We start from the raw sequence: 24,885 nt of genomic DNA, 5'->3' as shown, positions 1-24,885 counted from the left end.
CGTCACCATGACGGATCGCTGTCGTTGGGTTGTACAAGGCGGCAAGGAGATACCCCCGTGGGGGTGTCGATGTTAGGTAAGGCAACACTTACTGATAAACTTTTATCGTCCTTGTTTGTCAGACTCACATCGGAGCCTAATGAAAATCGCATATAAACGTCGCGGCGCGATCGCCCTCGCCGTCTGCCTCACGCTGTCCCCGCTTAACCCAGTGCTCAGCCCGGTCGCGGCGGCAGTGGAAAGGCCGCTCTCGCTGAGTTGGGGTGTGCGGGCCTCCTTCAACAACTACTCCAAGGGCCCGACCCACATGCTCGGCGGTGCCACTACAAACGAGCAGAAGAACCGATTCGATTTCGCCCTGGACACAACCACCTACGACAAGGCCACGGAGCGCTTCGAGGCCACCTTCACCGGAGGCGTGCACTACCTGAAGTACTGCGACAAAGGAACCCTGAACAATTGTGCGCTCGACCTCAAGATTGAGAACCTGCGCATTGTCCTTAGCCCCGACGGCTCCTACGTCTACGCCACAGTCTCCTCGCGGCAATACCCCAGCGGCCACGTTTACACCAATCCTGGAAACGATTCCGCTCGTCCGATCGCGCAGCTCTACACAGCTAATGCTGACTTCATTGAAAACGGAAACACCGTCACGTGGTCGGAAATACCGGCGACCCTGACCCGCGAGGGCTACCAGATGTTCTCCGAGTTCTACCCCCTTGGCGCGGGGTTGGACTCGCTCACGTTCAGCTTTGATAAGAGCGGACTCGATGACTACAAGCGCCTGTCGAAGGATACGGCTTCCTACGCCGTGTCCACTCAAAAGTTCGACAACGGCGCCATCTACGAGCACCGCCGCGAACTGTTTAAGGTCAATGGCCACGTCCTCGTCGCAACAGCCGACGCCCGCTTCACCCCACTGGAAAAGGCGGGCTTTGCGCTGCTCGACCGCGACCTCAACGAGCTTCACCACATGCACGCCATGCTCAACGGCTACGGCGCGGTCGCCTTCGACGAAGACAAGCAGGACCTCTACTACATGGTCAGGGACGCCCCCGCCGGAGGCCGCGGGCCTGCCGACGACAACACAAAGACGCTGTACAAGGTGCACGTGGACACGAAGACCGGCTTCGGCGAGCCGACCGCCGTCCACACCTTCCCCGACACCGTCACGGCGTTGGGGTACAACCCGTGGTCAAAGCAGGTTGTCGCGGTGACGACGAAACAGCTTGCCGTGGTCAACGCCGGAGCGATCACCCCAGTCAACCTGCCGTCTCAGCAGGAGCTCGGTGCGCCGCACGGCATCACAGAGCTGGAAACCCCCTACGGCGGGTACCTCAACTTCCATCCGTTCAAGAACCACCTTCTGCCCATGAAGGACGGCTCTTTCATCCTGAACGCGAACGACAGTAGCGGAATGATGGATGATGGGGGCGAGCCCACGAAGTTTTACGGCTTTATGGTTGCCCTCAACCCGGGCAGCACCGACGCGCCCGCCCGCCTGCTCCCGGACACCGGCAGCGCGACGGCAGGTCTAAAGATCACAGAGGCTCGCACCAACGGCGAGACCATCGTACGCTACAGCAGCAACAAGAGTGCCGACTATGCATTCGCGCAGTCCTTCCGCTACGACAACGGCAAGGTCACCCGCCTCAACGGGAGTTCGCCCCACTCTCTGGATGCGGTCAACGGACGAGTCTCCGACGTGATGACGTGGGGTAACGCAGTCCTCACCGAGAACGGAACGTTGCTTGCTCTCGACGCCACCGACGGCAAGCTCAAGACCCTCGACGCAACCACGTTTAAGAGGGCTGGCGACGATGACATCGCCGTCCCGCACGGTGCAAAGACAAACGAATTCCTCCACGGCAGCATCCTGCAGCTTGACGAGAAAACGTTCTACGTGCCCTCCTACGATGATTCCTTCGGTGAAAGCGCAGAACGCTACATCCTGCGCAAGGTCTACGACCCCCGTTTCGTGCCGCCCACCTATGACGAGGGCCGGGAGCCACCAACGCTGCCGGATGATGGCGCAGCAGAGGACGACGGCAAGCAGCCTGACGACAGCAAGCAGCCTGACGACAGCAAGCAGCCTGACGACAGCTCCCGCTCCGAGACGCCGGTATGGGCAATCATCTTGGGCATTTTGGGCGCTCTCGGAGGGGTGGCGGCCGCGTTCGGTGTGTTGAGCCAGTTCCTCGGTGGAATGTTCCCAGGCGGCATCGGCAAGCTCAGCAGCTAGTGCCTGCGCCTCTGGACACGGCGGGTGCACAAGCGGCGTAGGCGCCGGCATTTCCGCCGAGCAGTCGATGCCAGCGAGGAGCCCGGGTAGCGTCGTTAAACATGAGAAGGTTGTTCGCGGCGATCATGCTTCCCGACGCCGCGCGGGAGCACCTGGTCACGGCCCTGCGGCCCCTGCGCGGCCGCGAGCTGCGCTGGACGGACCCCGACAACTGGCACCTCACCCTGGGGTTCTACGGCGACCAGCCGAACGACGCCGGCCGCGTCACCGACGCCCTGGCGCAGGCGACCGCATTCCGGCGCCCGCTCGCGCTGCACCTGCAGGGGGCAGGTAGTTTCAGCTCCCGCACCCTGTGGGTCGGCGTCGGCGGGGAGACGCAGCAGCTTCGTGATCTGATGGCGGACTGCCTGCTCGGCCCGGCCGAGCGTCACTGCCAGCGCGCCCACCTCACCGTCGCCCGGGGCCGCGACGGCTGGCTCATCGCGGACCACGCCCACGCCCTGAGCGTCTACCGCGGCCCGGATTTCACGGCGGACGAGGTCGCACTCGTGGAGTCTCACCTGGGCGAGGGGCGCGGTGGCGGGTCGCGCTACGAGGTGGTGGACAGGTTTTACCTGCGTTAACGGGTGCGCTGCGCCGCGAACACCGCCAGCAGCGCGGCTGCTAGCGCGACGACGGGGCCGAGCCAGTTGCCCTCGGACAGCAGGAGCGCCACGAGAACGACGCCCACGATCGTGGCCCCCACGGCCACTGTATTCAAGTTCATGTTCACGTTCCCGTTCACATTGTTTGCCATAGGGACGAGGGTAGCGTGTGGGCATGCTTTTCGACGCCACAGACCTGCCCCGGCCGCCCACCCGCATCGCCGAAGGGGTGGTGCACCTGCCCGCGTTTTTGTCCCCCGACACCCAGGCGGACCTGGTGAGACAGGCTCGCGCCATCGCCCGCGGCGTCGCGGGCACCCCGGTGGCGATGCGCCGCCCACAGGTGGGCCAGCACCACATGAAGGCCTACCTGATGTCATTAGGGTGGTTCTGGGCCACGAACCCGTACCGGTTGGTGCAGGAGGTTGACGGCCACGCGGTCCCGCCGGTGCCGGAGAACTACCAGGTCATGGCGGACGCCATTATTGCGCGCGCGCAGGAGCTGGACGCGCAGATTAATCAGATGGCGGTCGAGACCGCCCTGGTGAACTTCTACCCGCCGGGAGCGGGCATGGGCGAGCATGTCGACGCTCAGGAGGAGGCGGACAACCCGGTGGTCAGCCTCTCTATTGGAGAGGAGACTACCTTTCGCATCGAGGGACACAAGGTGGTGCTCATGTCTGGTGACGCCCTTGTGTTCGGCGGGCCAGCCAGGCGCGCGCGCCACGGGGTGACCCCTCCGCGGCCGGGCACGGGGCCGGAGCACACGGGCCTGAAAGAGGGGCGGATCAACATCACGATGCGCCAGGTCCACCCCGCGTAGACTGCGTGGCCATGAGCAAGATTGCGGTAGTGACAGGCGGCTCGGCCGGCATCGGGGAGGCGGCGGCCCGCGCGCTGGCGGGGGACGGGTGGACGGTCTACGTGGCGGCGCGGCGTCTCGAGCGCTGCGAGGCCATCGCCCGCGAGATCAACGGTGTTGCCGTTGAGCTGGATGTGACGGACCAACGGAGCGTCGATACGCTTGCGGCGAAGCTGGACCGCGTAGACCTGCTGGTCAACAACGCGGGCGGCGCGAAAAACCTCGATTACCTGCGCGACGCGCGCGAAGAGGATTGGGAGTGGATGTACCGCACCAATGTCTTCGGCACCGTGCGCGTGACCAAGGCGCTGTACCCCCAGCTCAAGGCGGCGCGCGGGCTGGTGATCAACATCGGGTCGGTGGCGGGCACCGACGCGTACAAGGGCGGCGCCGGCTACAACGCAGCGAAGTACGGGCTGCGCGGCCTCACGCGCGCGCTGCGCCGCGAGGAGGCGGACAACCTGATCCGCGTCACGGAGATCGACCCAGGCCGCGTCAAAACCGACTTTTCGCTCAACCGCTTCGGCGGCGACGAAGCCCGCGCCAACGGGGTCTACGAGGGCAAACTCAACCTCACCGCCGAGGACATCGCCGAGTCGATCCGGTGGGTGGCCAGCCTGCCGGCGCACGTCAACATCGACACCCTGAGCATCATGCCGACCGATCAGGCGGAACGCTAAAGCTGACGCTTGACCGAGGCGGGCACTCCCGCCGCGAGCGAGCCGGCCGGCAGGTCGCGCGTGACCACCGCCCCGGCCGCAACAACGCAGCGATCACCCACCGTCACCCCCGGCATGACCATGGCGCCCGCGCCGAACCAGCAGTCGTCGCCGATGGCGATGGGGTGGGCGATCTCCCACCCTTCGGCGCGCGCGGCGTGGTCGTCGACGGGGTGACCGACGGTAATGAGCTGGCAGCCAGGGCCAAACAACGTACGCGCACCGATGTCCACCGGCGCGACGTCGAGGATGGTGCAATTGAAGTTGATAAAGCAGCCCTCGCCAAAGCGTGTGTTCACCCCGAGCTCTAGGTGCAGCGGCGCCCACGCCTCTGGCAGGAACTCGCTGCGGGGAAACAGATGCCTCAGCAGCTCGCGGGAGCGCGCCGGGTCCGTGTTGGACAGCGCGTTGAACTCGCGCAGGATCGACCACGTGGCTTGATGCTGTTCGTTGGCCGTCGGGTGGTTCGTCGGCAGGTACCAGCGTCCAACGGGATACATGAGCCCCACGCTACCTGCCCGCTAAGCTGGACGGCATGGACGTTGCCATCAGCGGAGAGTCGATCAAGCTCGGCCAATTCCTCAAACTCGCCACCCTCGCCGAGACCGGCGGCCACGCCAAGGAGCTCATCGCCTCCGGCGAGGTGGCGGTCAACGGCGAGGTTGTCACATCCAGGGGCTTGTTGCTTCACGACGCCGACACGGTCACCGTCGCCGGCATCACCGCCACCGTGGTGGCCGACTCGGAGGGCGACGACTACTTCGACGAGCGCACCGCGAACGACGACTTCGACCCGGAAAAGTGGAGGAACCTGTAAATGCCCGCATTCGAAGCCGTGGACGGCATGCCCTACTGGCTGGATTTGGCCACCGACGAGCCGATGAAGGCCGCCTATTTTTACTCCAAGCTGCTCGACTGGGAGGTTTCCGACGGCCCCTACCGGGTCGCCCGCAGCCAGGGACTGCCCGTCGCCGGATTCATCGAACAAGAGGGACAGTTCCCGAACACCTGGGTGACCTACTTCCTCACCCGCGACCCAGACAGCGACCGCGCCACTGTGGAAAAGCTCGGCGGCACCGTGCTGGCCAGCACAGAGGCGTCACTCGGCGAGATGACGCTGTGCACCGACCCGTCCGGCGCGGTGTTCGGCCTGATCCGTCCTGCGGGCGAGGACCAGTTCGTCGCCGCCGGCGAGCCCGGGACGCCGGTGTGGCACGAGTACGTCGGCACCGCCAAGGCAAAGGAGTGCATCGACTTCTACGGTGAGCTGTTCGACTGGGAGATCCGCTACGCCGACGGCTACTACACCGCGATGCGCGACGGCGCCGCTTTCCTCGGCATGCGCGACCTGTCCGAGGTCGAACGCTTCCGAGAGAACGAGGGGTACTGGGACGTCTTCTTCGGCGTGTCCGATGTGAGTGCAGCCGCGGCTGGGGTGACGACCCTCGGCGGCGACGTCATCGCCGGCCCAGGCGACAGTTCCTTCGGCCCGATCGTGTTCGCCGCCGACGCGACCAGCGCGGGTGTTGTCCTCTGCGAGGTCGAGGAACCCACATTCGAGGAGATCAGCGAGGCCGACTCCGTGTTCGGCCTCTAGGGCGGCGTTGCGCACCCCGCTAGGTAGGAGTGATCCGTGGAGGGCGAGACACATCATCGGACGCCAACTCTCCCTCACCGCCTCAGTGCTCAGCGTGTGCGTTGAACGCGCCTTGGCCACCGTGGTAGCCGCCTGCTACCTCACAGGGGCAAGGTCCCCGAGCCGGGCCCCAGATACGTCCCGCTCGCGGGCGCGCCCGCCTATGCTCCCCGTCGTAAAAAGTCGGCGACGTCGCGCACGCGGCGCCGCGCTTGTTCGGGCGTGGAAATGACGCCGCGCGTGAAGTAGTCCGCGCGGTGTTGGACGTAGTCGGCGCTGCCGCCGTTGGCGGGGAAGGTGAGCACGGTCGCGTCGGCGGTAGCCTCGGGCAGCGCGCCGAGCCCCCACAGCGCGACGCGGGTGGCGCCGCGCTCGCGGGCGTAGGCGACGGCGGCGGGGGCGTCGCTGGGCGTATCGACGTCAAGGATGCGCGCCCCCGACAGCTCCGCCGCCCCGGCGACCTCGGGGCGCCACGCGTGCTCCCGGGCCTTCGGCCCGAGCGCGGGGGCGCAGGAAACAGCCCATGCCCCGGTCGGCTCCGTCGGGGTGAACAGGGCGCCCCACTCGGTCTCCGTCACCCCGACGCCCCCGGGGAAGGCGACGCCGGGCATCGCGTGGTCGGCCGCCGAGCCGAGCATGAGCATCGCGGCGTGGGTGAGGCGGTCGGGCAGCAGGGCCAGGTAGGTATCCGTGGGCGCGCCGTCGCAGGGGTAGGTTGCCTCCATGTAGGCGTAGATCTGCTCGAGCTGCAGCTCGTCGGGCAGCAGGCGATCAACACCGCCGACGTTGAAGGCGCTGTCGCCCTGGACGTTTTCGGGGTAGGCGTCGTCAAGCGAGCCCTTCTCCAAGGGCTTTCTCACCAGATGGTCACCCTGTCCTCGGGGGCGATCCACACGCGCGAGCCCTCCGCGACGTCGAAGGCGCTGTAGAACTTGGGGATGTTCGCGGCGATGACGTTGCACCGGAACTCGTTGGGCGAGTGCGGGTCGATGGCGAGCAGCTGGGCCGCCATCTCCGGGCGCACCTTGGAGCGCCACACGCGCGCCCAGGACAGGAAGAGGCGCTGGAAGCCGGTGTACTCGCCGTCGAGATCGCCGAAGGGCAGGGAGGAGCCGTCCGTGAGCTCCTTGTCCTTCAGGTATAGCTGGTACGCCACGACCGCAATGCCGAGCCCACCCAAATCGCCGATATTCTCGCCGAGGGTGAACTTGCCGTTGACGCCGCTGACGCCCTCGCGTCCCTCGAGCACGGCGGGAATGAGGCCGTCGTACTGTTTGACCAGCGTGGAGGTCAGCTGGTCGAAGCGCTCGCGGTCCTCGTCGGTCCACCAGGAGTTGAGGTTTCCGTCGCCGTCGTAGCGCGATCCCTGGTCGTCGAAGCCGTGGCCGATCTCGTGGCCGATGACGGCGCCGATGCCGCCGAAGTTCTCGGCGGCGTCCGCCTCCGGGTCGAAGAACGGCGGCTGCAGGATCGCGGCGGGGAAGGTGATGTCGTTGACCACCGGGTTGTAGAAGGCGTTGACCGTCTGCGGGGTGGTCACCCACTCGTCGCGGTCGGCGGGCCGGCCGATCTTGTCCAGCTGATAGGCGTGCTCGAACGCGGCGCCGCGGCGCACGTTGTCCAGCAGGTCCGCGCCGTTCGGCGAAAACTCCAGGCCGGAGTAGTCGCGCCACCGGTCCGGGTAGCCGATCTTGGCGCGGAACTTCTCCAGCTTCTGCAGCGCCCGCTCGCGCGTCTGCGCGCCCATCCACTCGAGCGTGGAAATGCGCTCGCGGTAGGCCCGCACCAGGTAGTCGACGAGCTCAAGCATGTGCTCCTTCGAGGCAGGGGGGAAGTGCTTATCGACGTACCCCTGGCCAATCTCCTCGCCCACCAGCGACTCGGCCAGCCCCACGCCCCGCTTCCAGCGGTCGCGCTGCTCCGTCGCGCCGGAGAGCACCGTGCCGTAGAACTCGAAGTTCGCCGCGCCCACCTCTTCCGGCAGGACGCCGGCGCGCGAGCGCAGGATGTGCCACGCGCCCCACAGCTGCCAGTCCGCCAGGGCTTCGGGGCGCAGCATGCCCGCCAGCTCCTCGGTGAACGAGGGCATCATGTTGATCACCCGGCCCCCCGTCAACCCGGAGGCGCGCAAGAGCGTCTGGATGATCGCCGGCAACTCCTCAAAGTCCACCGGGTTGTACGTGCCGATCGCGTCGCGGGCCGCGACGACGTCCCAGTGGCTGTGCGCCACCTGCGACTCGAGCGTGACAATGCGCTTGGCCGCCACCTCTGGGCTCAGGCCGAACAGGTACGACGGGTCGAGGAACCCGAGCATCTTCTCCACGTGGCGGCCGTACTTCTCCAGCGTCTCGGCGTGCTCGGGGGAGCGGTAGTAGGCTTCGTCGGGAAGCCCGAGCCCGCTCTGGACCAGGTAGGCCACACTGTTGTCGCCCTGGGAGTCCTTTTCCACCCAGTAGCTCAGCGGCCCGCCCACGCCCTCACGCTCGAGGGCGCCGAGGTTGGACACGAAGTCCTCGATGTCCGTGGCGGACAGGCGGTCCAGGTCCGCCTCGAGCGGCTCCATCCCTGCGCCGTTGACCGCGTCGGTGTCCATGAAGGACACGAAGAGGTCGCCGCCGCGGCCGACGCCCTCGCCCAGCAGGGCGTGGACGTCCTCCTCCGCCTTGTCGCGCAGCTCGTAGAACGCGCCGTCAATGCCGCGGTCGGCGGGAATAGTGTGGGCATCGACCCAGCGGCCGTTGACAAACTCAAACAGGTCTTTCATGCCCACTACTCTAACGCGGCGCCCGACAGCGCACCTGAACTCCGTGACCCGAGCTCTACGACTCGTTCGGGTCGCGAATCGTCATCGGGCCGGGGCTCCACCAGCCGGAGCGTTCGATCTCCTCGTGGTCAATCTGCGCCACCTGGGGGGCCTCGCCGACGGAGTTCGGGCGCCGCTCGTACCTGGCCACCGAGCCCCAGTCACGCTGCCAGTCGTTATTGAGGTAGCCCGGGATCTCGTAGGAGTAGTTCACGGCCTCGGCGGTGGCCAGGGCGCCGCCGCCGAGGAAGTCCATGAACCCGGAGAGCTGCTTCTTGCCGGGGGCGTCCGGCATGATGCGGTACTCGGGGATCTCGGTCACGCCCGCGAAGTGGTTGAACGTGCGCTGGCAGGGATACTGGAAGGCCACGGCCCAGTCCAGCAGACCCGGTTCGTCGGCGGGGAGCACCTCGCCGAGCGGGGCAAGCGTGGGCACGCGCAGCGGCGTCAACGCCAGCCAGTCCTCCTTCTTCAGCGAGGAATCCTCCGCGACGAGGCGCACAACGTCGGCCTCCGCGGGCAGGTCCGCCAGCGGGTAGCGCAGGTTGCGCCACGACGGCGTCGGGCCCTGGTCGAGCATCTCCACCTCGCCGAGGACCTCGACGGTGCCGTCGCCGGAGCGGGAGCCGTACTCCAGCATGAGCTCGTTGCCGCGCTGCTTAATGCCGTTGATGTCGTGGTGGGCGATGCGCCCGGCGACGGAGGTGACGAGCAGCGGGGCGTCCTCGCGCGAGGCCGGCAGCTCGTACCAGGCGGTCTCGAGGGAGGCGGCGCCCGATGGCTCGTCGGAGAAGGTGCCCAGCACCGGGACGCGGGTGTAGTCGAGGTTGAACGGGAGGCGCACCGTCGAGCCGTTGATGCCCGGCTGGTCCGCCGGGCGGTTGCCCTGGGTGTTCGTACGGGTGGTGGACTGCTCCTGCGCGGAGGCATCCGAGGGCTGGGCGGCGGCGTCGGCCCGCCCGGCGTCAGTGCTGCTGCCGGTGCCGGTCGAGGTGCCAGTTCTGGAACTCGTGCCGGCGCCGGTACCGGTGGTGTCGGCGGGAGCCACAGCCGCCGCGGCGCTGTCGTCCGCGGCGGTGCGGGGGTCGGAGGTGGCCACGTTATCCGCCTCGGAAACGATGTAGGCGGGCACGCCCTCCGGGTGGAAGCCGCGGTTGTCGCCCGCCTCGAGCGAGCGCCCCAGAGGCACGCCCCCGACGGGGGTGAGGAAGGAGTCGTTCGTATCCGTCTCCAGCAGCACGTCGCCGCCGAGGGCGCAAACGTTGCCGCCGAAGGTCTTCACGTTGCCCATGCCCACGGAGTAGGCGGGAGCCTGGTCGATGAAGGCCTTGAGGAAGGTCAGGCACGAAAACGCCACCATGAGTATGGAGATCACGGCGATGGGGGCCGACATGACCCCCGCCCAGCGGCTGCGCTCGCTCGGGGTGAGCGCGCCGTCCTTGCGCAGCGATTGCACGATCCCGATCGCGAGTACCACAAGCGTGATGGCCAGCATCACCGTGTTTGCCTCGACGCCGCGCAGCTGCACCGTGCGGTCCCACCACGGCACGCCGAAGGAGGAGACGTACCACCACGCGTTCCACCCGCCGAGGGTGAAGGCCATGATGAACAGCACGGCCGCGATGGAGAGCGTGCGGTTGCGCGCAGAGCGCAGCGCCACCGCGCTGAGCACCACGGCGCCGACGGCCGCCGCGGCGCCGCCGACGCCGGCGTAGATACCGAAGTGGTGGGTCCACTTCGTCGGCGTGAACATGAAGAAGAAGGTGCTCAGCGCCACGATGGCCACGAGGCGCTGGACCGGGCCGCGTGCAGCGCCCGGCACCCGCCCGAAGCGGGCCAGGGCCCACAGGATCAGCGCGACGCAGAACACCAGGATGAACACGGGGAAGCGGCGCGTCATCGAGCCGTCGACTGACTCCTGGAAGAGGGTGTAGTAGCGCGCCGGCTCCGAGTACCACGGCAGGGCCGGGCCGACCTCGGCGCGCACGGCGGTGGCCTCGATGACCGCAGCGAGGGTCTGGTCGTGGAACACCGCGATCATCACGGAGGTGCCCACGCCGAGGAACACCGCGATGTAGGACACCCACGGCGCGTAGGCCCGGCGGCGGTGCATGATACGGAACACCGCAGGCAGGGAAATGAGGAACACGCCGACCGCGGCCAGGCCCGTCGGGCCGCAGGCCAGGGTGAACGCGGCGAACACGGTGCCCACCGCGGCCGGGGCGAGGCGCTGCGCGGCGATGGCGCGTTCGAAGGCGGCCCAGGTGGCGATGAGCCCGAGAGCGATGATCGGCTCGGGGCGCGTGCCGTTGTTGTAGGGCAGCCAAAAGGCGAGGAACACAAAGGCGGCGGTCCAGTACGCCATGCGCCGCTGGCCGATGGCCTCGCCGAGGCGCGGCAGGATCTCGCGGGAGAGAATCCACCAGGTCAGGATGCCGGCGATGAGCGTAGGCAGGCGCATCCACATCGACGCGGTGGACACCTTCGCGAGGAGCGCGAGGATGTCGTAGAACGGCGAGCCGAAGGGCGACTCCGGCACGCCGTACCAGCGGTAGTAGTTGGCCATGTAGTCGGACTCGTTGGACACCCGCGCCATGGTGAGCAGGAAGCCGTCGTCCGAGGTGTTCGCGCCGAACACGTGCCAGAAGCCGAGGATGGCCAGCACCACGGCGTCCAGGGGGGTGAAGGTGCGCCAGGTGCGGGGGAAGAAGCGCCAGCGGCGCCCGTCGAGGTGGTCGAGGCGCCACAGGCTAAACAGCGCGATGAGCGCGGAGACCGCGCCGAGCACCATCGCCGCCGTCTTGAGTGTGGTGGGCGTGGAGGTGAACCGCGAGTTGATCTGTACCTGGGCGTTAAGTCCGTCGTCGATAAGCGCGGCGGCGTCGCCCTCGAGCTCGGTGTAGAGGCCGGTGACCTGGGGGCGCAGGTCCTCCTCGCCCTCCTCCTCGTAGTCGGTGCCGGGGATGGTGACGGAGGTGCCCTCGCTGGTGGCGCGGACAACGACGTCTGCGCCCTCGGGCAGCTCGGCGACCTCCTGCGGGGTGAGCTCGAACAGGACCTCGTTGACGGAGTTGACGATGATGCCGCCGTCGGGCGAGGTGATGAACATGCCGCGGTCGAACGCCTCTGTGGAGTCCTCGGGCAGGGTGCCCACGATCAGGCTCTGGCCCTCGCGCAGCGCGTCGACCGCGGAGAGCGGCACCGTGATCTCGAGCTCGTCGGGGGCGAGCGAGATCAGCGGGGCGTTCACCGAGTTCAGTTCGCCGTTCTGCGGCCAACTCAGCGAGGATTGGACCTGGTTGACCGGCAGCAGGGGTGTGAGCACGAAGCAGAGGAAGGCGAGGATGCCAGAGACCGCGGCGAGGCCCGCGAAGCTTGACGACGCCTCCGTGCGCGCCTTCACGGCCGCGTCCGGTGTCCGGTGGGGAGCTGTTTCAGGTGCTGTCACGACGTGTAACTCTACTTCTCGTCGCCCTGAATCCGAACCGCAACCACGAAGGGGCCAATCTGCTCCACGTCCCAGGCGGGGGAGTCGAAGGCCTCGGGGTTGAAAAAGAGCGCCTCGTAGCGCACGTTTGGTTCGCTGGGGAAGATGTCGTGGGCGATGTGGGTCTTCCACGGCTCCTCCGGGGTGCTGGTGCTTAAGTCCCCGCGGAAGATGAAGGCGTCCGGGGCGCGCCACTGCACGCCGTCGAGGGCGGCGAGGAACTCGTCAGGGCTGGAAAGCTCCTCGAAAGAGCCCGCCGACCAGGAGGCGAGCGCCTCGTTGCGCAGGTCGAACTCACCCAGCGGGTTGGCGTAGTGGCTGGTGAAGGCGTTGAAGCCGTAGAAGGGGTTGAAGGCCATGAAATTGATCTCGTCGGTGTAGACGACCGTCTCGGTGGGCGCGTAGCCGTGCTCGCCGAGGTAGTCGACGATCTCGCCGTAGTACTGGCCGGGGTCCGGCGGGAACCTGTCGGCGCGCTCGCCGTAGCCGTCGGTGTCGGCGTAGGCCTGGTCGATGTGGCGCTCGTTCTCCTTCGGGATCTGCTGCACGAGCGACAGCGTCGCCGTGCCCAGCACGATCGCGAGGACCGTCGCGGCGATGGAGCGGGCGGCGGTCTTTTCCCCTGCGGGGGCGGCTACGTCGGCCGCCCAGAGCCGGATCTCCGGCAGCGCGAGCAGGCCCGCGGTGACGAAGATGAGGGTGACCACGACCTCGAGGCGGAAGCCCAGCAGCGACGTTCCGGCCAGGCTGGCCAGCATGGACGCCAACACCCACAGGTAGGACACAATCGCCGTGACAAACAGGCCCGTGTAGGTGAGCTGGCGGAAGCGCATGAGCAGGAAGACGAGGCCGACGAGGCTGAGCAGACCGACGAGCGAGAAGGCGAAGAAGGGCAGCGGGAACACCGTGCCCTCGACCGGCAGGAAGCGGTTCGCGGTACTGATGGCCTCGTAGTCTCCGAACACGAGGGCAGCAAGGTAGGGCCCCCACGAGATGAGCGCGATGAGGCAGGCTCCCACGCCGATGACCACGAGGTGCACCAGCGCGGTGAGGTCGCGCCAGCGGCGCGCCCAGAGCACGAGGGCGAATACGACGACGCTCGCGGCGGAAATGGCGGTGAACAGCGTGTAAAAGGTGGCCGAGATGCCCAGGTAGACGGCGAGCGCCGCCGTCGCCGTCCACGACCCGCGCAGCGCGCGCGAGGACATGGCCGCGGCGGCGGGGACGAACAGAGCGACGAGCGCCGCGTAGGGCTCGTCGGGCGTGAGCGTGAGCACCACCGCCGTGGTCACCGCGGCGATGGCCGTGGCCAACGGCAACGAGCCGGTGAGCTTGCGCCACAGCGGAACCAGCGCCGCCGCGCCCGCGGCGAGCGAGACAATCGCCCACGGCTGGTAGACCTCCCATCCCGGCATGCCCAGCAGGGTGGCCATGCGGCCGCCGAGCCAGAACCAGCCGAGCGGGTAGAAGGAAGGAAGGCCCAGGTAGTTCATGTCGTGGTGGCCCAGCTCGGCCGCCATGCGGGAGAGGAACTGGGTGCGAAAGCCCTGGTCCACCTGGATGCCGTCGAGGTACAGGCGGGTCGCGCTGAGCGGCACGCCGAGCGTGGCCACCACGAGCCCGGCGGGGGAGAGCACGGCGACGACCTCGGTGAGCACGCGCCGCCAGACGGGGCGTGCGCCGGCGGCCTCGCGGTGCCACAGCCACAGAAGCAGCGCGGTGACGAGCACAACGGCAAAGCCGCCGGCGGTGGCGAGGGCCCGGGGCACCATCGAGGTGTTGAACGCGGGGAACGACGTCGCACGCAGGGCGTACCACGCCGCGAGCGAGACGACGCCCGCGCCAACCACCGCGGCGGCCATGCGCCACGCGGTGGTGCCGGAGCTCAGCGCGTCCGGGGCGCCGGAGCTGGGGCGAAGCGGTGGCGCTGTTTCCGTCTGAGAAAACTGCATGGGTAACAGTCTCTCACACGGCCCGGACACCGCCGCGTGAGAAGCTCGGCCTAGAAGCTCAGCCGCCGCATGATCGGCGCCGGGATGTGCTGCAGCACGAACGAAATCGGGCCGAAGAGCGGGTGGACGAACACCGTGCGCTCTCCCTTCAGCGCGGCCTCCACGGCGGCCTCGGCGACCTGCTCTTTGTCCACCGTCAGCGGGGCCTCCTTCAGCCCGTGAGTCATCTTGGTGCGCACCTGGCCCGGGCGCACCACGGTGACGCTCACGCCGTCGTTGCGCAGCGCCTCGCCGAGCTGCAGGTAGAACCCGTCCATGCCGGCCTTGGCGGAGCCGTAGACGAAGTTAGAGCGGCGCACCTTTTGGCCGGCGACCGAGCTCAGAGCGATGATCGTGCCGTGGCCCTGCGCGCGCAGCGCCTGGCCCAACAGCACGCCGACGGAGACGAAGGCGGTGTAGTTGGTCTGGACGGATTCGACGGCGAGCTCCTGGTCCTGCCAGAGCGCCTCCTGGTCGCCCAGGGTGCCGAAGGCGACGATGGCGACGTCGACGTCGCCGCCGACGAAGGCCTCCTCGATCGTGGCGGGGTGGGAGGCGAAGTCGGTGGCGTGGAAGTCCACCACGCGCACCTCGCCTGCCCCGGCGCGGGTGACCTCCTCCACGGCGGCGTCGGCGCGCGGGGATTCCTTGCGCAGCGCCAGGGTGACCGTGGGCGCGGCGCCGCGGGAGAGGAGCTCGCGCACGGTGGCGAGTCCGATCTCGGAGGTGCCGCCGATGAGCAGGATGTGCTGGGCTTGGCCTACAGCGTTGAGCATGTGGTTTCTCCTTGAGGTTTGGAACTAGCTGAGCTCGAGGCGGCGGGACATGTCGGAGGCGAAGACGCCGGTCGGGTCGATGGCGCGGCGGGTCTCCAGCCAGCCCTCCAGGCCCGGGTACATGGCGTGGAACTTCTCCGCCGAGGTGCGCGACTCCTTGGCCAGGTAGAGGCGCCCGCCGAACTCCATGACTTGGTCGTCGAGGCGGTCGAGGAACTCGCCGAGGCCGGGGCGGATGGGGAAGTCGACGCACACGTTCCAGCCCTTCATCGGGTAGGACAGTGGCGCGCGGTTGCCCTCGCCGAACAGCTTGAACACGTTGAGCGCGCTGTAGTGCCCGCTGGCCTGGATCTGGTAGATGATGTCCTTGAACGGCTCGACGGCGTCGGTCGGCACGACGAACTGGTACTGCAAAAAGCCGGCCGAGCCGTAGCCGCGGTTCCACTCGCCGATGAGGTCGAGCGGCTGGTAGAACTGCGTGAGGTTTTTCACCTGGTTCCGCGCCGGGGCGCCCATCAGGTAGTACGCCTCGCCGATGGCCATGAGCGAGAGTTTGTTCATGGTCCAGGAGGGGAAGATGTCCGGCACCGTCATGAGCTGCGGGGCGTTGAACTTCAGCGGCTCCTTGGCCAGCTTCGGGGCGAACTCTTCCAGCTGCGCCAGGGTGGCCAGGGAGCCGCGGGAAATGGTGGAACGGCCTGTCTTCGGCGGGCCGGAGATGGCGTCGAACCAGGCGGAGGAGTACTCGTAGTTGACCTCGGAGCCGTCGGAGTGCGCGGCGATGGTCTCGTCGAGGGTGTCCGTGCGGTCGGTGTCCGCGATGAAATAGGCGGTCTCCGTCTTGGTCATGCGGATGCGCGCGCGCAGGATGATGCCGGTCAGGCCCATGCCGCCGACGGTGGCCCAGAACAGCGTGCCGTCCGGGTCGTCCTCGCCGCCCTCGGGCGTGAGGTGGAGGACGCGGCCGTCGGCGACGAGGAGTTCAAGCGAGACGACGTGGTTGCCGAAGGAGCCCGCCGTGTGGTGGTTCTTGCCGTGGATGTCGGGCCCGATGGCGCCGCCGATGGTCACCTGCCGGGTACCGGGCAAAACGGGCACCCACAGGCCGTAGGGCAGCGCGGCCTTCATCAGCTGGTCGAGGGTGACGCCCGCGTCGACGTCGACAATCGCGCTCTCGGGGTCGACCGAGTGGATCTGGTTCAGGGCTTGCATATCGACGACCAGACCGCCGCCGTTTTGGGCCGGGTCGCCGTAGGAGCGGCCCATGCCGCGGGCGATGACGCCGCGGCGGCGGCCGGCGGGCAGCGACTCGTTGTCGGCCGCGACCTGCGCCACGGCCTGCTTGATGGCCTCAACGTCAGGCGTGGACAGGACGTGGGCCGTCGACGGAGCTGTCCGGCCCCAGCCGTGGAGCGATTCAACGGTTGTGTGCAGTTCCATGTGCGTCAGCGTTCTCCTTGGTAAGTCTCGCGAGTGCGCGGCGAAGCGGCGCGACGAAGCGACGCGCCCCAGCCTAGTCCGCCACCCTTACAGGTCCATCAATTCCCGGATCTCGGCGGGCAGCTCCTCCTGCGAGGAAATCACCGGGCGGCCTGCCGCTTTGTACTCGCGTAGCAGCTCGTAGACGCGCGTGCGGGAGGTGGAGTCGAGGAAGGGGAGCTCTTCGGCGAACAGGCGCGCCATGAAGTCGGACAGCGGGGCCTCGATGCGCTGCGCGGCCTCGTGGATGGCGTTCGGGTCGTCGCCTTTGTAATGCTTTTTCATAAACGCCGAGCCTAATGCGTGTCTACCATGGGCTGGCATGGACGCACCCGAGACCACCGACGACAGCGCGACCGACTACAACGCGTTGGACAACACCCTCGGCGGGCAGGCGGCGCAGGCCGCCTTCATCCTCGCGTACTACGCGGCAGGCGACCTGACGCGGGGCACGGGACTGACCCGCGCCGGGCTCGCCGCCGCGAACCTCGCGCTCGTCGCAGCATTCAACGCCTTCGACGAGGACCCCGCCAACGACCTCACCACCGTGCTGAGAGAGCGCGGCGAAGGCACCGCGGGGCCCGCTGCGACATGGGCGGCTCTCGGCGGGGTCGCCGGGGTGGCCGTCGGGGCCGCGGTCGTCGGGGCGCGGCTGCACCGGGCCGCCGCCCGTTGGCTGAGCCGCCGCGGCGTGGGCGCCCCGTGGACGCTCATGGGGGTCGTCGCCGCTGGCGGCTACCTCGCGGCGAAGGCGCTCCCGTCGGGGCGGTAGGAATGAGCACCGCCACCGGGCGCACCCGGGCGCCGGTCGTCGACCTCGCGCTTGCCCGCGCGCGACGCGAGGCGTCGCGGCGCAGCCGCTTCACCCTCGTCGCCCGCGTGTCCACCATGAAGGCGGACGAAGAGATCTTCCGCTACATCGGCTTCGACGAGGCCACCACGCTGCGGGAGGCCCAGCGGGTCGTCGCCACGGCCTTTGTGCTTGACGACGCCCCACCAGCGCCCTCCCACTTCAGCCGCTCAGGCCGCACCCTGGGAGACGTCCTGCGTCCGGGCAGTGGCCCCCTGCATTACTCGTGGGGCCTGTGGCGCTTCGTGTTCGAGCTGGCGGAGACCTACCCGCGCGACGAGGCCACCCCTCCCGCCGTGTGCATCGCCGGCGCCGGGGACTTCGGCGACACCCCCTTCGACATCGCGGAGGTCAACCGCCGCCTCATCGGCGACGACCGCGCCGCCGACGTGCTGCGCTCCGTGCGCCCGGAGCTGCGCGAGGTGGTCACCCGCTCGCGCATGTTCGACTACGTGCTGCTGCTGCATGCGCTGGATGTGCGCCGCGGGGGCGTCGATAAGCGCGTGCGGGACGCGGCCGCCCGGCTGCCGCGGGAGCGAACCGCGAAGGGCCGCGACGCGTACTGGAGCGTGCTGCTGGGGCTGGCGTGCTTCGCCGACGAGGACACCACCGACTCGATCATTTCTTCCACCTTTGCCGCGCTGGGGTGGGGGCATTGCCCGGCGTCACAGGTGCGCTCTTTGTGCGCGGGGTCCCTGGTCAGGCTCGCCGGGCTCGGGGTCTACGGGCCCGCCGAGTCGGCGCCGGTGGACCGTTTGGATATCTTCCGCGAGCTGTTGCGGGGGTAAGCTAGTCGCCCGTGTCCAAAGAGTACCGGCAATCCGTTCAGCGCCAGCTGGTTCCCTTCGTCATCATCGGCGTCGGCTGCGCGATCATCGACTTCGGAATCACCTACTCGCTCACGGAGTTGACCCCCCTGACACGCGGGCTGTCGAAAGCGATCGGCTGGGTCTTTGGCACGATCGTGGCGTACCTGCTCAACTCCCGGTTCGCCTTCCAGGCGCAGATCAACGTGAAGAAGGCGGGCGCCGTGTTCGCCCTTTACGCCGTGACGTTCGGCGTGCAATGGTTTCTGTACCAGATCACCGACGCGCCCCTGCAAAGCCTCGGGCTGGTCAACCCGTTCAAGGACACAGTTTCCTTCATCATCGCCCAAGGCGTGGCCACCGTGACCAACTTCGTGCTGCAGCGCCGCGTGATCTTCCGGGAGGAGACGAAGGTGGTGCTCGAGCAGGAGATCGACCCGCTGCCGCCTACTGGGGGCGACGGAAATCCTCCCTCGCCCCGCGCCGCACAAGGCTGATCCACTGCCCGAACTCGCGCGGGCTTTTTTTCTGCACTAGGAAAAACCAGCCGAAACGCACCACCTCTTGCAGCTTCATCTTTCGCATCCCCCGCTGGTTCATGATGTAGCCGCGGTTGCGGTAGGTGAAAAAGCGCTTCGTGTCGTTGTCCGGCCACTGCGCGTGCGCGCGCCCGCCCATGATGGGCACGAACTCCCCCGAGCCGTCCGGGTGCAGGTAGGCGGCGTTGAGGGCCGTGCCGTAGCGCAGGCCCGACTGGGACAGGCGCCGGTGGTACTCCACCTCGTCGCCGCGGATGAACAGCCGGTAGTCCGGCACGCCGATGCGCTCCATCGCCGCCGCGCTGATGAGCGCGCCGTTGAACAGGGACGCGTACTGGGGGAGGAACTCGCCTTCGAGCTCCGACACGGAGCGCTTCCACGTCAGGCCCTGGCGCAGGGGAAACGCCAGCTGGTCGGGGTCGCTCAGGCTGAGCACGAGGGGGCTGACCTCGTGCAGGCCGCGCTCGGTGGCGGTGGCGTAGAGCGTCTCGAGGACGTGCACGTCGGCCGGGCGGCCGTCGTCGTCCGCGCACCACACGGCGTCGGCGCCGAGCGCGAGCGCGTGCAGGAACCCGTAGGCGAAGCCGCCCGCCCCGCCGAGGTTCGTCCGCGAGGCGAGGTACACCGCCCGCTGCCCGGCGAGCTCCTCCACGAGCGCGCGGACCTCGTCCTGCGCCGCGTTGTCCACCACGATGACCCAGTCGACCGGGTGCGTCTGGCCGACCACCTGCTCCAGGGAGTGCCGCAGCAGCTCGACGCGGTCATGGGTGACAATCACCGCCGCGGTCGTCCCGCGCGGGTTCAGGGGGGCAGTCATGGGCTCCATTGTGCACGAGGGAGCCCGAGCCGAAGACACATGGTGCGCCCGGAGGGATTCGAACCCCCAACCTTCTGATCCGTAGTCAGATGCTCTATCCGTTGAGCTACGGGCGCGTGGCGGAGACGACAGGATTTGAACCTGCGGCCCTCCGCAAAGAGGGCAACTCCTTAGCAGGGAGCCCCATTCGGCCGCTCTGGCACGTCTCCAGACCTTGATGCATCGTACCCAACGAACGCCCCTGCCACAAAATGCCGTCGTATTCGGCGCCTCGCCGCCGGATCCGGGCTAGTCTCTGGCTGTATGACTGATCTGCCCCGCACCGACATCGACCCCGACGGCCTCCTCGAGTACTCCGTGGTCTTCACCGACCGCTCCCTCAACCACATGTCGCAGAAGTTCATCACGGCTGCGCAGGAGATCCTCGGGCTGCTGACCTCCACCTACAACGCCGACTCCGCCGCCCTCGTGCCCGGCGGCGGCACCGGGGCGATGGAGGCGGTGGCCCGCCAGCTCTTCGCCGGCAAGAAGGTTCTCATCATCCGCTCGGGCCTGTTCACCTTCCGCTGGTCGCAGATCATCGACGCCGCCTCCCTCACCGACACTGTCACGGTCCTCAACGCCCGACCCACCTCGGACTCCGCCACCCCCTCCTTCGCTCCGCCTTCGCTTGACGACGTCCGCCAGGCCGCCTCCACATTCTCCCCCGACATCATCGTCACCGCGCACACGGAAACGGCCGCCGGCCTCACCCTTCCCCCGGACTACCTGCGCGGCCTCGGGGAGATCGCCAGCGAGAACGGCGCGCTGTTCGTCCTCGACTGCATCGCCGCCGGCGCCTCGTTCACGGACATGAAGGCCACCGGCGTCGACGTTCTCGTCTCCGCCCCGCAGAAGTCGTGGTCCGGGTCGCCTGCGACGGGCTACGTCCTGCTCGGGGAGAAGGGGAGGGGCGCCGTTGAGGCGTCGACAAGCAGCTCGTTCACGCTGGACCTGAAGAAGTGGCTCGACATTTTCGACGGCTACCGCGACGGCACGGCCGGGTACCACTCGACGCTGCCGACGGACACGATCCTGCACAACCTCGAGGCGATGAAGGAATCCGTGCGCGTCGGGCTCGACGAGCTGGCGCAGCGCCAAGAAACGCTCGGGCGCCTCGTGCGCGGCGCCGCCGCCGCGCGCGGCTACATCTCCGTCGCGGCGGAGGGCTACCAGTCCAACGGGGTCGTCGTCCTCTACGCCACCTCGCCTGAGCTGCAGTCGGGCGCCGCCTTCAAAGCCCAGGGGCTGCAGATCGCCGCGGGCGTGCCGCTGAAAATCGACGAGGGCGACGACTTTGCCACCTTCCGCGTCGGCCTGTTCGGCCTGGACAAGTGGGCGGACCCCGAGGCCGCGGCCGCGCGCTTCGTCGAGGCGCTCGACGCGCTGGCGTAGACGGCAGCGGCCCCGGGGAACCTGCGGAGACGGCGGGATTTGAACCCGCGGAGGTGTGACCCTCGCCGGTTTTCAAGACCGGTGCATTCGGCCGCTCTGCCACGTCTCCAGCGCCCCGATCTTAGCCCGCGGGGGCGAAACTTAGATAATCTGGGGCGGCATGAAGGCAATCACCCTGCACGATCCCAACGACCCCCACTCCCTCGCGCTCACCGAGGTCGACACCCCTGAGCTGCGCCCCGGCGACGTTCTGGTCCAGGTCAAGGCCGCGGGCGTCAACCGCGCCGACCTCGTCCAGGCCCAGGGCAACTACCCGCCGCCGAAGGGCGCCTCCGAGATCATCGGCCTCGAATGCGCCGGCGCCATCGTTGACGCCGGCGACACCGGCCGCACCGTCGGCGAAGAAGTCGGCTGCCTCCTCGCCGGCGGCGGCTACGCCGAGTACGTCGCCGTGCCGGAAGGCCAGCTCACCCCCGTGCCGAAGGGCTTCAGCCTGGAACACACCGCGGGCATCGTCGAGGTCGCGGCCACCGTGTGGTCCAACCTGGGCATGGTCGCGGGCGTGAAGAAGGGCGACCGCGTGCTCATCCACGGCGGCTCCGGCGGCATCGGGTCCTTCGCCATCCAACTGTGCAAGGCGCTCGGCTGCGAGGTCGCCGTCACCGCCGGCAGCCAGGAGAAGCTCGACTACTGCCGCGAGCTCGGCGCCGACATCCTCATCAACTACAAGGAGCAGGACTTCCTCGAGGAACTCGAGGGAAGCCGCGACATCATCCTCGACGTCGTCGGCGGCGACTACCTCGAACGCAACATCAAGTGCCTCGACATGGACGGTCGCCTCGTCGTCATCGCCCTGCAAGGCGGCCCGAAAGGCACCCTCAGCCTCGGGCGCATGATGCCGCGCCGCCAGTCCGTGCACGCGACCACCCTGCGCGCCCGGCCCGTGGAGATGAAAGCCGAGATCGTCGCGGACACCGTGAAGAACGTCTGGCCGCTCCTCGAGGACGGCACCATCAAAGCGAACGTGACGCGGACCTTCCCCCTCGCCGAGGCTGCGCAGGCGCACAAACACCTCGACACCGACGCGCGTACCGGCAAAATCGTGCTGACGGTGTAGACGCTCCTTCCCCCTAAAAACAGAACACTAAAAATCCGCGTTCGGGGCCGGATATCGCGGATTTTTAGAGTTCTGTTTTTGGAGTTGTGGGTGCCTGCGGGTTTCTGGGCGCTGCTCGAGGACGGCAGCATTAAAGCGAACGTGACGCGGACCTTCCCTCTTGCCGAAGCTGCCGAGGCGCACAAGCACCTGGACGCCGAGGCGCGTACCGGCAAGATCGTGCTGACGGTGTAGGCGCTCCTTCCCCCTAAAAACGGAGCCCTAAAAATCCGCGTTCCGGGCCAGATATCGCCGATTTTTAGAGTTCCGCTTTTGGGGTTGTGGGCCTTGGTCGACCTCAGCGACACCCCAGGTCGCAAAACCCCAGAGCCCTACGCCAGCGACGCGACGGCGCGGATGAGGTGGTCGACGTCGCCGGTGGTGTTGAAGGGACTGAGGCCGACGGTGACGGCGCCGCCCATTTCGGGGACGCCCATGTCGTCAAAAAGCGGCGTGGCGGGCGTTTTGGTGGCCACGATGTTGTTGGCAAAGAGGCGCTGGTTCACGGTGGCGGAGGGCACGCCGCGCACGCCGAAGCTGAGGCGGGGGACGCGGTCGATGGTGGCGCCGTCGGCGGCTTCGCCGGAGACGCCGACGATGTGGACGGCGGGGAGGGTTCCCAGGAAGGTGTGCAGGTCGTCGCGCAGGCTGTTGAGGTAGGCGGCGGTGTCGGACATCGAGGCGAGGAGGCGGGCGCGGCGGCTGGTGCGGCCGGCGGGGGGTTGCTCGGAGAGGGTGGCGTAGTGCTCGACGAGGGCGGGGACGCCGCCGGCGAGGCCGGGGGAGACCTGCTGGGCCAGCTTCTCCGCGCCGGTTGCGGACGGGTGGCCGAGGGGCTCGAGGCGCCCGAACATGGCGGCGTCGCGGACGATGAGGGCGGCGATCTGCGGCCCGCCCATCTCGGCGATGTCGATGGCGACGGCGTCGGCGCCCCAGTCGTCGACGTGAACGGCGCGGTAGGGCGCGTAGGCGGAGGCGTCGACGACGACCCAGGCGCGGGAGCGGGTGCGGACGCGGTCGACGATGTCGGCGACGGCGGTGACGTTGCCCAGCAGGCTGTGCGCCGCGGGGATGGAGACGAGGCGGGTGGTGCCGTCGACAAGCGTGTCGTACTGCCAGGCGGGCAGCTCGCCGGTGGCGAGGTCGGCCTGCGCCCAGCGGGGCGCGGCGTCGGTGCGCAAAAGCGCCGCGGTGAGCTCGGGGCGGTCCGCGTTGTTGAGCACGACGGTGGAGTTGTGGCGGAACATGGGGCGCATCGCGGCGGCGAGCGCGGAGTAGAGGGCGTGGAGGCTCGGGCCGAGGACCACGCGGTCGGGGGTGGCGCCGGTGAGGTCGGCGATGGCCGTTCGGGCGTCGTGAAGGAAGGCGAAGCCCTCGGGCTGGCCGGCGGACCGGCGGGAGTGGGAGCCCCCGGCGGGCTCGGGGCGGGTGATCGCGGGGGACATGCGGAAGGAGCGGGCGACGGCGGCGGAGACCCGCTCGGGGATCTGCGGGAAGGCCTGCGCGTTGAGGTACGTCCAGCCGTCGGACAACGAGGTGTAGAGGCCGCGCACGCTGGCGACATCGTAGGCCACGGGTTGAACCTCCCACTTCGTCCGAACATGCCCCTGTACATGCTCCTGCGCAAACAACGAATCCAATTATGCACGGCTGTCTTCCTTGATGCACACCCCCTGCTAGGGCGCGCGTGGAGCGTTTCCGCTGTTGCGGGTAACGGATGTGCGGCCCCACGCGATAGGGTTAGCCACGTGCAGGACAAGAAACAATTGCGCGCCGACGTCGCCCGGATGACCTCGGCGGCCGCCGAGAACACCCCGCGCTCGCGCTCGAGGACGCTGGGGATGGCGTGGGCTGACCTCATACACGGCTGGCGCCAGCACGAACTGTGGCTGCAGCTGGGGTGGCAGGACATCAAGCAGCGCTACCGCCGTTCCACGCTCGGCCCGCTGTGGATCACCATCGCCACCGGCGTGATGTCGCTGGCGCTGGGCCTGCTGTATTCGATGCTTTTCCAGATTCCCGTGCGCGACTTTTTGCCGCACGTCACGGTGGGCTTCATCATCTGGGGATTCCTCGCGGGCTGTATTAAGGAAGGCGCGAACGTCTTCATCGACAACGAGGGCCTGATTAAGCAGCTGCCGTCGGCGCTGTCGGTGCACGTGTACCGGTTGGTGTGGCGCCAGCTGCTGTTTTTGGCCCACAACATGGTCATTTGGGTGATCTTGGTCATCGTCTTCCGCATCCGGTTGTCGTGGGAGACGCTTCTGGCGGTGCCGGCGCTTGCGCTTCTGGTCATCAACGGGGTGTGGGTGGCCATGCTGTTCGGTATCGTGGCCACGCGTTTTCGCGACGTCGCGCCGCTGCTTGAGGCGCTCGTGCAGCTGCTGTTCTACGTCACTCCGATCGTGTGGACCACGGCGACGCTGCGCGAGCAGGGCGGCGAGGTCGCCGAACGCGCGCGCATCGCGGAGATCAACCCGCTCTACCACTACCTCGAGATCATTCGGGCCCCGCTTATCGACGAACCACTGGCCGCCTACCACTGGGCCATCGTCGGGGGCTGCACCGTCGTCGGCCTGATCCTCGCGCTCGTGGTCATGCGCCAGTGGCGCTTCCGCGTGCCGTACTGGGTGTAAAGGATGTC

The 24,885-nt window shown here is 68.1% G+C and carries 24 protein-coding genes and 3 tRNA genes; 13 read left to right on the top strand and 14 right to left on the bottom strand.

The window, feature by feature from the left end; translation table 11 throughout:
* Positions 1-139: 139 nt before the first annotated feature.
* Complete coding sequence (locus BLT81_RS10180; RefSeq protein WP_019193688.1) at positions 140-2,242, top strand: HtaA domain-containing protein; 2,103 nt, start codon at positions 140-142, stop codon at positions 2,240-2,242.
* Between the two features lie 101 nt (positions 2,243-2,343).
* On the top strand, positions 2,344-2,865 hold the full coding sequence (gene thpR / locus BLT81_RS10175; RefSeq protein WP_040420994.1) for an RNA 2',3'-cyclic phosphodiesterase: 522 nt from the start codon (positions 2,344-2,346) through the stop codon (positions 2,863-2,865).
* Here the strand turns inward: thpR and BLT81_RS12755 are convergent.
* The gene (locus BLT81_RS12755) at positions 2,862-3,038 is read right to left on the bottom strand and encodes a hypothetical protein (RefSeq protein WP_155860802.1); all 177 of its coding nucleotides are present in this window, start codon (positions 3,036-3,038) and stop codon (positions 2,862-2,864) included. The two genes, thpR and BLT81_RS12755, sit on opposite strands and share 4 nt — an antisense overlap.
* Before the next feature lie 23 nt (positions 3,039-3,061).
* Between BLT81_RS12755 and BLT81_RS10170 the strand changes: the two genes are divergently transcribed.
* Positions 3,062-3,709, top strand: coding sequence for an alpha-ketoglutarate-dependent dioxygenase AlkB (locus BLT81_RS10170; protein ID WP_019193691.1), 648 nt, complete (start codon positions 3,062-3,064; stop codon positions 3,707-3,709).
* An 11-nt stretch (positions 3,710-3,720) separates the two neighbouring features.
* Entirely contained in the window at positions 3,721-4,428 is a 708-nt protein-coding gene (locus BLT81_RS10165; RefSeq protein WP_051011434.1) for an SDR family oxidoreductase, read from the top strand.
* On the opposite strand, the gene BLT81_RS10160 is transcribed toward BLT81_RS10165, so the two are convergent.
* Positions 4,425-4,967 carry a sugar O-acetyltransferase gene (locus BLT81_RS10160; RefSeq protein WP_019193693.1) on the bottom strand — a complete coding sequence of 181 codons (543 nt, stop codon included), beginning with the start codon at positions 4,965-4,967 and terminating at the stop codon, positions 4,425-4,427. The two genes, BLT81_RS10165 and BLT81_RS10160, sit on opposite strands and share 4 nt — an antisense overlap.
* A gap of 35 nt (positions 4,968-5,002) precedes the next feature.
* Here BLT81_RS10160 and BLT81_RS10155 point away from each other — a divergent pair, with 35 nt between their 5' ends.
* Complete coding sequence (locus tag BLT81_RS10155) at positions 5,003-5,284, top strand: RNA-binding S4 domain-containing protein (protein ID WP_019193694.1); 282 nt, start codon at positions 5,003-5,005, stop codon at positions 5,282-5,284.
* Positions 5,285-6,064, top strand: coding sequence for a VOC family protein (locus BLT81_RS10150; protein WP_019193695.1), 780 nt, complete (start codon positions 5,285-5,287; stop codon positions 6,062-6,064).
* Positions 6,065-6,264: 200 nt separating this feature from the next.
* On the opposite strand, the gene BLT81_RS10145 is transcribed toward BLT81_RS10150, so the two are convergent.
* From BLT81_RS10145 to BLT81_RS10115, 7 genes are all read right to left on the bottom strand, one after another.
* Positions 6,265-6,963 carry a hypothetical protein gene (locus tag BLT81_RS10145; protein ID WP_019193696.1) on the bottom strand — a complete coding sequence of 233 codons (699 nt, stop codon included), beginning with the start codon at positions 6,961-6,963 and terminating at the stop codon, positions 6,265-6,267.
* The gene (locus tag BLT81_RS10140; protein ID WP_040421133.1) at positions 6,960-8,867 is read right to left on the bottom strand and encodes a M13 family metallopeptidase; all 1,908 of its coding nucleotides are present in this window, start codon (positions 8,865-8,867) and stop codon (positions 6,960-6,962) included. The genes BLT81_RS10145 and BLT81_RS10140 overlap by 4 nt, the downstream gene beginning before the upstream one ends.
* Positions 8,868-8,922: 55 nt before the next feature.
* The gene (locus BLT81_RS10135; RefSeq protein ID WP_331271096.1) at positions 8,923-12,354 is read right to left on the bottom strand and encodes an arabinosyltransferase domain-containing protein; all 3,432 of its coding nucleotides are present in this window, start codon (positions 12,352-12,354) and stop codon (positions 8,923-8,925) included.
* 11 nt (positions 12,355-12,365) lie between these two features.
* Positions 12,366-14,345: an arabinofuranosyltransferase gene (locus BLT81_RS10130; RefSeq protein ID WP_019193699.1), complete on the bottom strand. Its 1,980-nt coding sequence runs from the start codon at positions 14,343-14,345 to the stop codon at positions 12,366-12,368.
* A gap of 50 nt (positions 14,346-14,395) precedes the next feature.
* On the bottom strand, positions 14,396-15,160 hold the full coding sequence (locus tag BLT81_RS10125) for a decaprenylphospho-beta-D-erythro-pentofuranosid-2-ulose 2-reductase (RefSeq protein ID WP_019193700.1): 765 nt from the start codon (positions 15,158-15,160) through the stop codon (positions 14,396-14,398).
* A 24-nt stretch (positions 15,161-15,184) separates the two neighbouring features.
* Positions 15,185-16,600: an FAD-binding oxidoreductase gene (locus BLT81_RS10120; RefSeq protein ID WP_019193701.1), complete on the bottom strand. Its 1,416-nt coding sequence runs from the start codon at positions 16,598-16,600 to the stop codon at positions 15,185-15,187.
* A gap of 87 nt (positions 16,601-16,687) precedes the next feature.
* A complete protein-coding gene (locus BLT81_RS10115) occupies positions 16,688-16,924 on the bottom strand; it encodes a hypothetical protein (protein WP_019193702.1) in 237 nt (78 codons plus the stop codon).
* Positions 16,925-16,961: 37 nt separating this feature from the next.
* Here BLT81_RS10115 and BLT81_RS10110 point away from each other — a divergent pair, with 37 nt between their 5' ends.
* Genes BLT81_RS10110 through BLT81_RS10100 form a run of 3 tightly spaced genes read left to right on the top strand, consistent with a single transcriptional unit; the run spans position 16,962 to position 18,792 of the window.
* On the top strand, positions 16,962-17,411 hold the full coding sequence (locus BLT81_RS10110) for a hypothetical protein (protein ID WP_019193703.1): 450 nt from the start codon (positions 16,962-16,964) through the stop codon (positions 17,409-17,411).
* Between the two features lie 2 nt (positions 17,412-17,413).
* The gene (locus BLT81_RS10105; RefSeq protein WP_019193704.1) at positions 17,414-18,277 is read left to right on the top strand and encodes a hypothetical protein; all 864 of its coding nucleotides are present in this window, start codon (positions 17,414-17,416) and stop codon (positions 18,275-18,277) included.
* An 11-nt stretch (positions 18,278-18,288) separates the two neighbouring features.
* Positions 18,289-18,792: a GtrA family protein gene (locus tag BLT81_RS10100; protein WP_019193705.1), complete on the top strand. Its 504-nt coding sequence runs from the start codon at positions 18,289-18,291 to the stop codon at positions 18,790-18,792.
* Here the strand turns inward: BLT81_RS10100 and glfT1 are convergent.
* The 3 genes from glfT1 to BLT81_RS10085 form a co-directional block, all read right to left on the bottom strand.
* Positions 18,743-19,651 (bottom strand): galactofuranosyltransferase GlfT1, encoded by a 909-nt coding sequence (gene glfT1 / locus BLT81_RS10095; RefSeq protein ID WP_040421003.1) that lies wholly within the window; start codon positions 19,649-19,651, stop codon positions 18,743-18,745. The two genes, BLT81_RS10100 and glfT1, sit on opposite strands and share 50 nt — an antisense overlap.
* A 40-nt stretch (positions 19,652-19,691) precedes the next feature.
* Positions 19,692-19,767, bottom strand: a tRNA-Arg gene (locus BLT81_RS10090).
* Position 19,768: 1 nt separating this feature from the next.
* Positions 19,769-19,860, bottom strand: a tRNA-Ser gene (locus BLT81_RS10085).
* 94 nt (positions 19,861-19,954) lie between these two features.
* Between BLT81_RS10085 and BLT81_RS10080 the strand changes: the two genes are divergently transcribed.
* Positions 19,955-21,085, top strand: a complete 1,131-nt coding sequence (locus BLT81_RS10080) for an aminotransferase class V-fold PLP-dependent enzyme (protein WP_019193707.1) — start codon at positions 19,955-19,957, stop codon at positions 21,083-21,085.
* Positions 21,086-21,109: 24 nt separating this feature from the next.
* Here BLT81_RS10080 and BLT81_RS10075 read toward each other — a convergent pair.
* Positions 21,110-21,194: transfer RNA gene (locus tag BLT81_RS10075), tRNA-Ser, on the bottom strand.
* Positions 21,195-21,245: 51 nt separating this feature from the next.
* Here BLT81_RS10075 and BLT81_RS10070 point away from each other — a divergent pair.
* A complete protein-coding gene (locus BLT81_RS10070) occupies positions 21,246-22,202 on the top strand; it encodes an NAD(P)H-quinone oxidoreductase (protein ID WP_019193708.1) in 957 nt (318 codons plus the stop codon).
* Between the two features lie 78 nt (positions 22,203-22,280).
* On the top strand, positions 22,281-22,436 hold the full coding sequence (locus tag BLT81_RS10065; RefSeq protein ID WP_231286579.1) for a zinc-binding dehydrogenase: 156 nt from the start codon (positions 22,281-22,283) through the stop codon (positions 22,434-22,436).
* A 137-nt stretch (positions 22,437-22,573) separates the two neighbouring features.
* Here BLT81_RS10065 and BLT81_RS10060 read toward each other — a convergent pair whose 3' ends face one another.
* The gene (locus BLT81_RS10060; protein ID WP_019193710.1) at positions 22,574-23,815 is read right to left on the bottom strand and encodes an aminotransferase class V-fold PLP-dependent enzyme; all 1,242 of its coding nucleotides are present in this window, start codon (positions 23,813-23,815) and stop codon (positions 22,574-22,576) included.
* A gap of 213 nt (positions 23,816-24,028) precedes the next feature.
* Here BLT81_RS10060 and wzm point away from each other — a divergent pair, with 213 nt between their 5' ends.
* Entirely contained in the window at positions 24,029-24,877 is an 849-nt protein-coding gene (gene wzm / locus BLT81_RS10055; protein ID WP_051011435.1) for a galactan export ABC transporter permease subunit Wzm/RfbD, read from the top strand.
* Positions 24,878-24,885 lie beyond the last annotated feature (8 nt).

Origin of the sequence: Corynebacterium timonense (genome assembly GCF_900105305.1) — a bacterium.
Taxonomy (GTDB): Bacteria; Actinomycetota; Actinomycetes; order Mycobacteriales; family Mycobacteriaceae; genus Corynebacterium; species Corynebacterium timonense.
The sequence above is the reverse complement of the archived record's forward strand: the minus strand, read 5'-3'. Positions and strand labels throughout refer to the sequence as shown.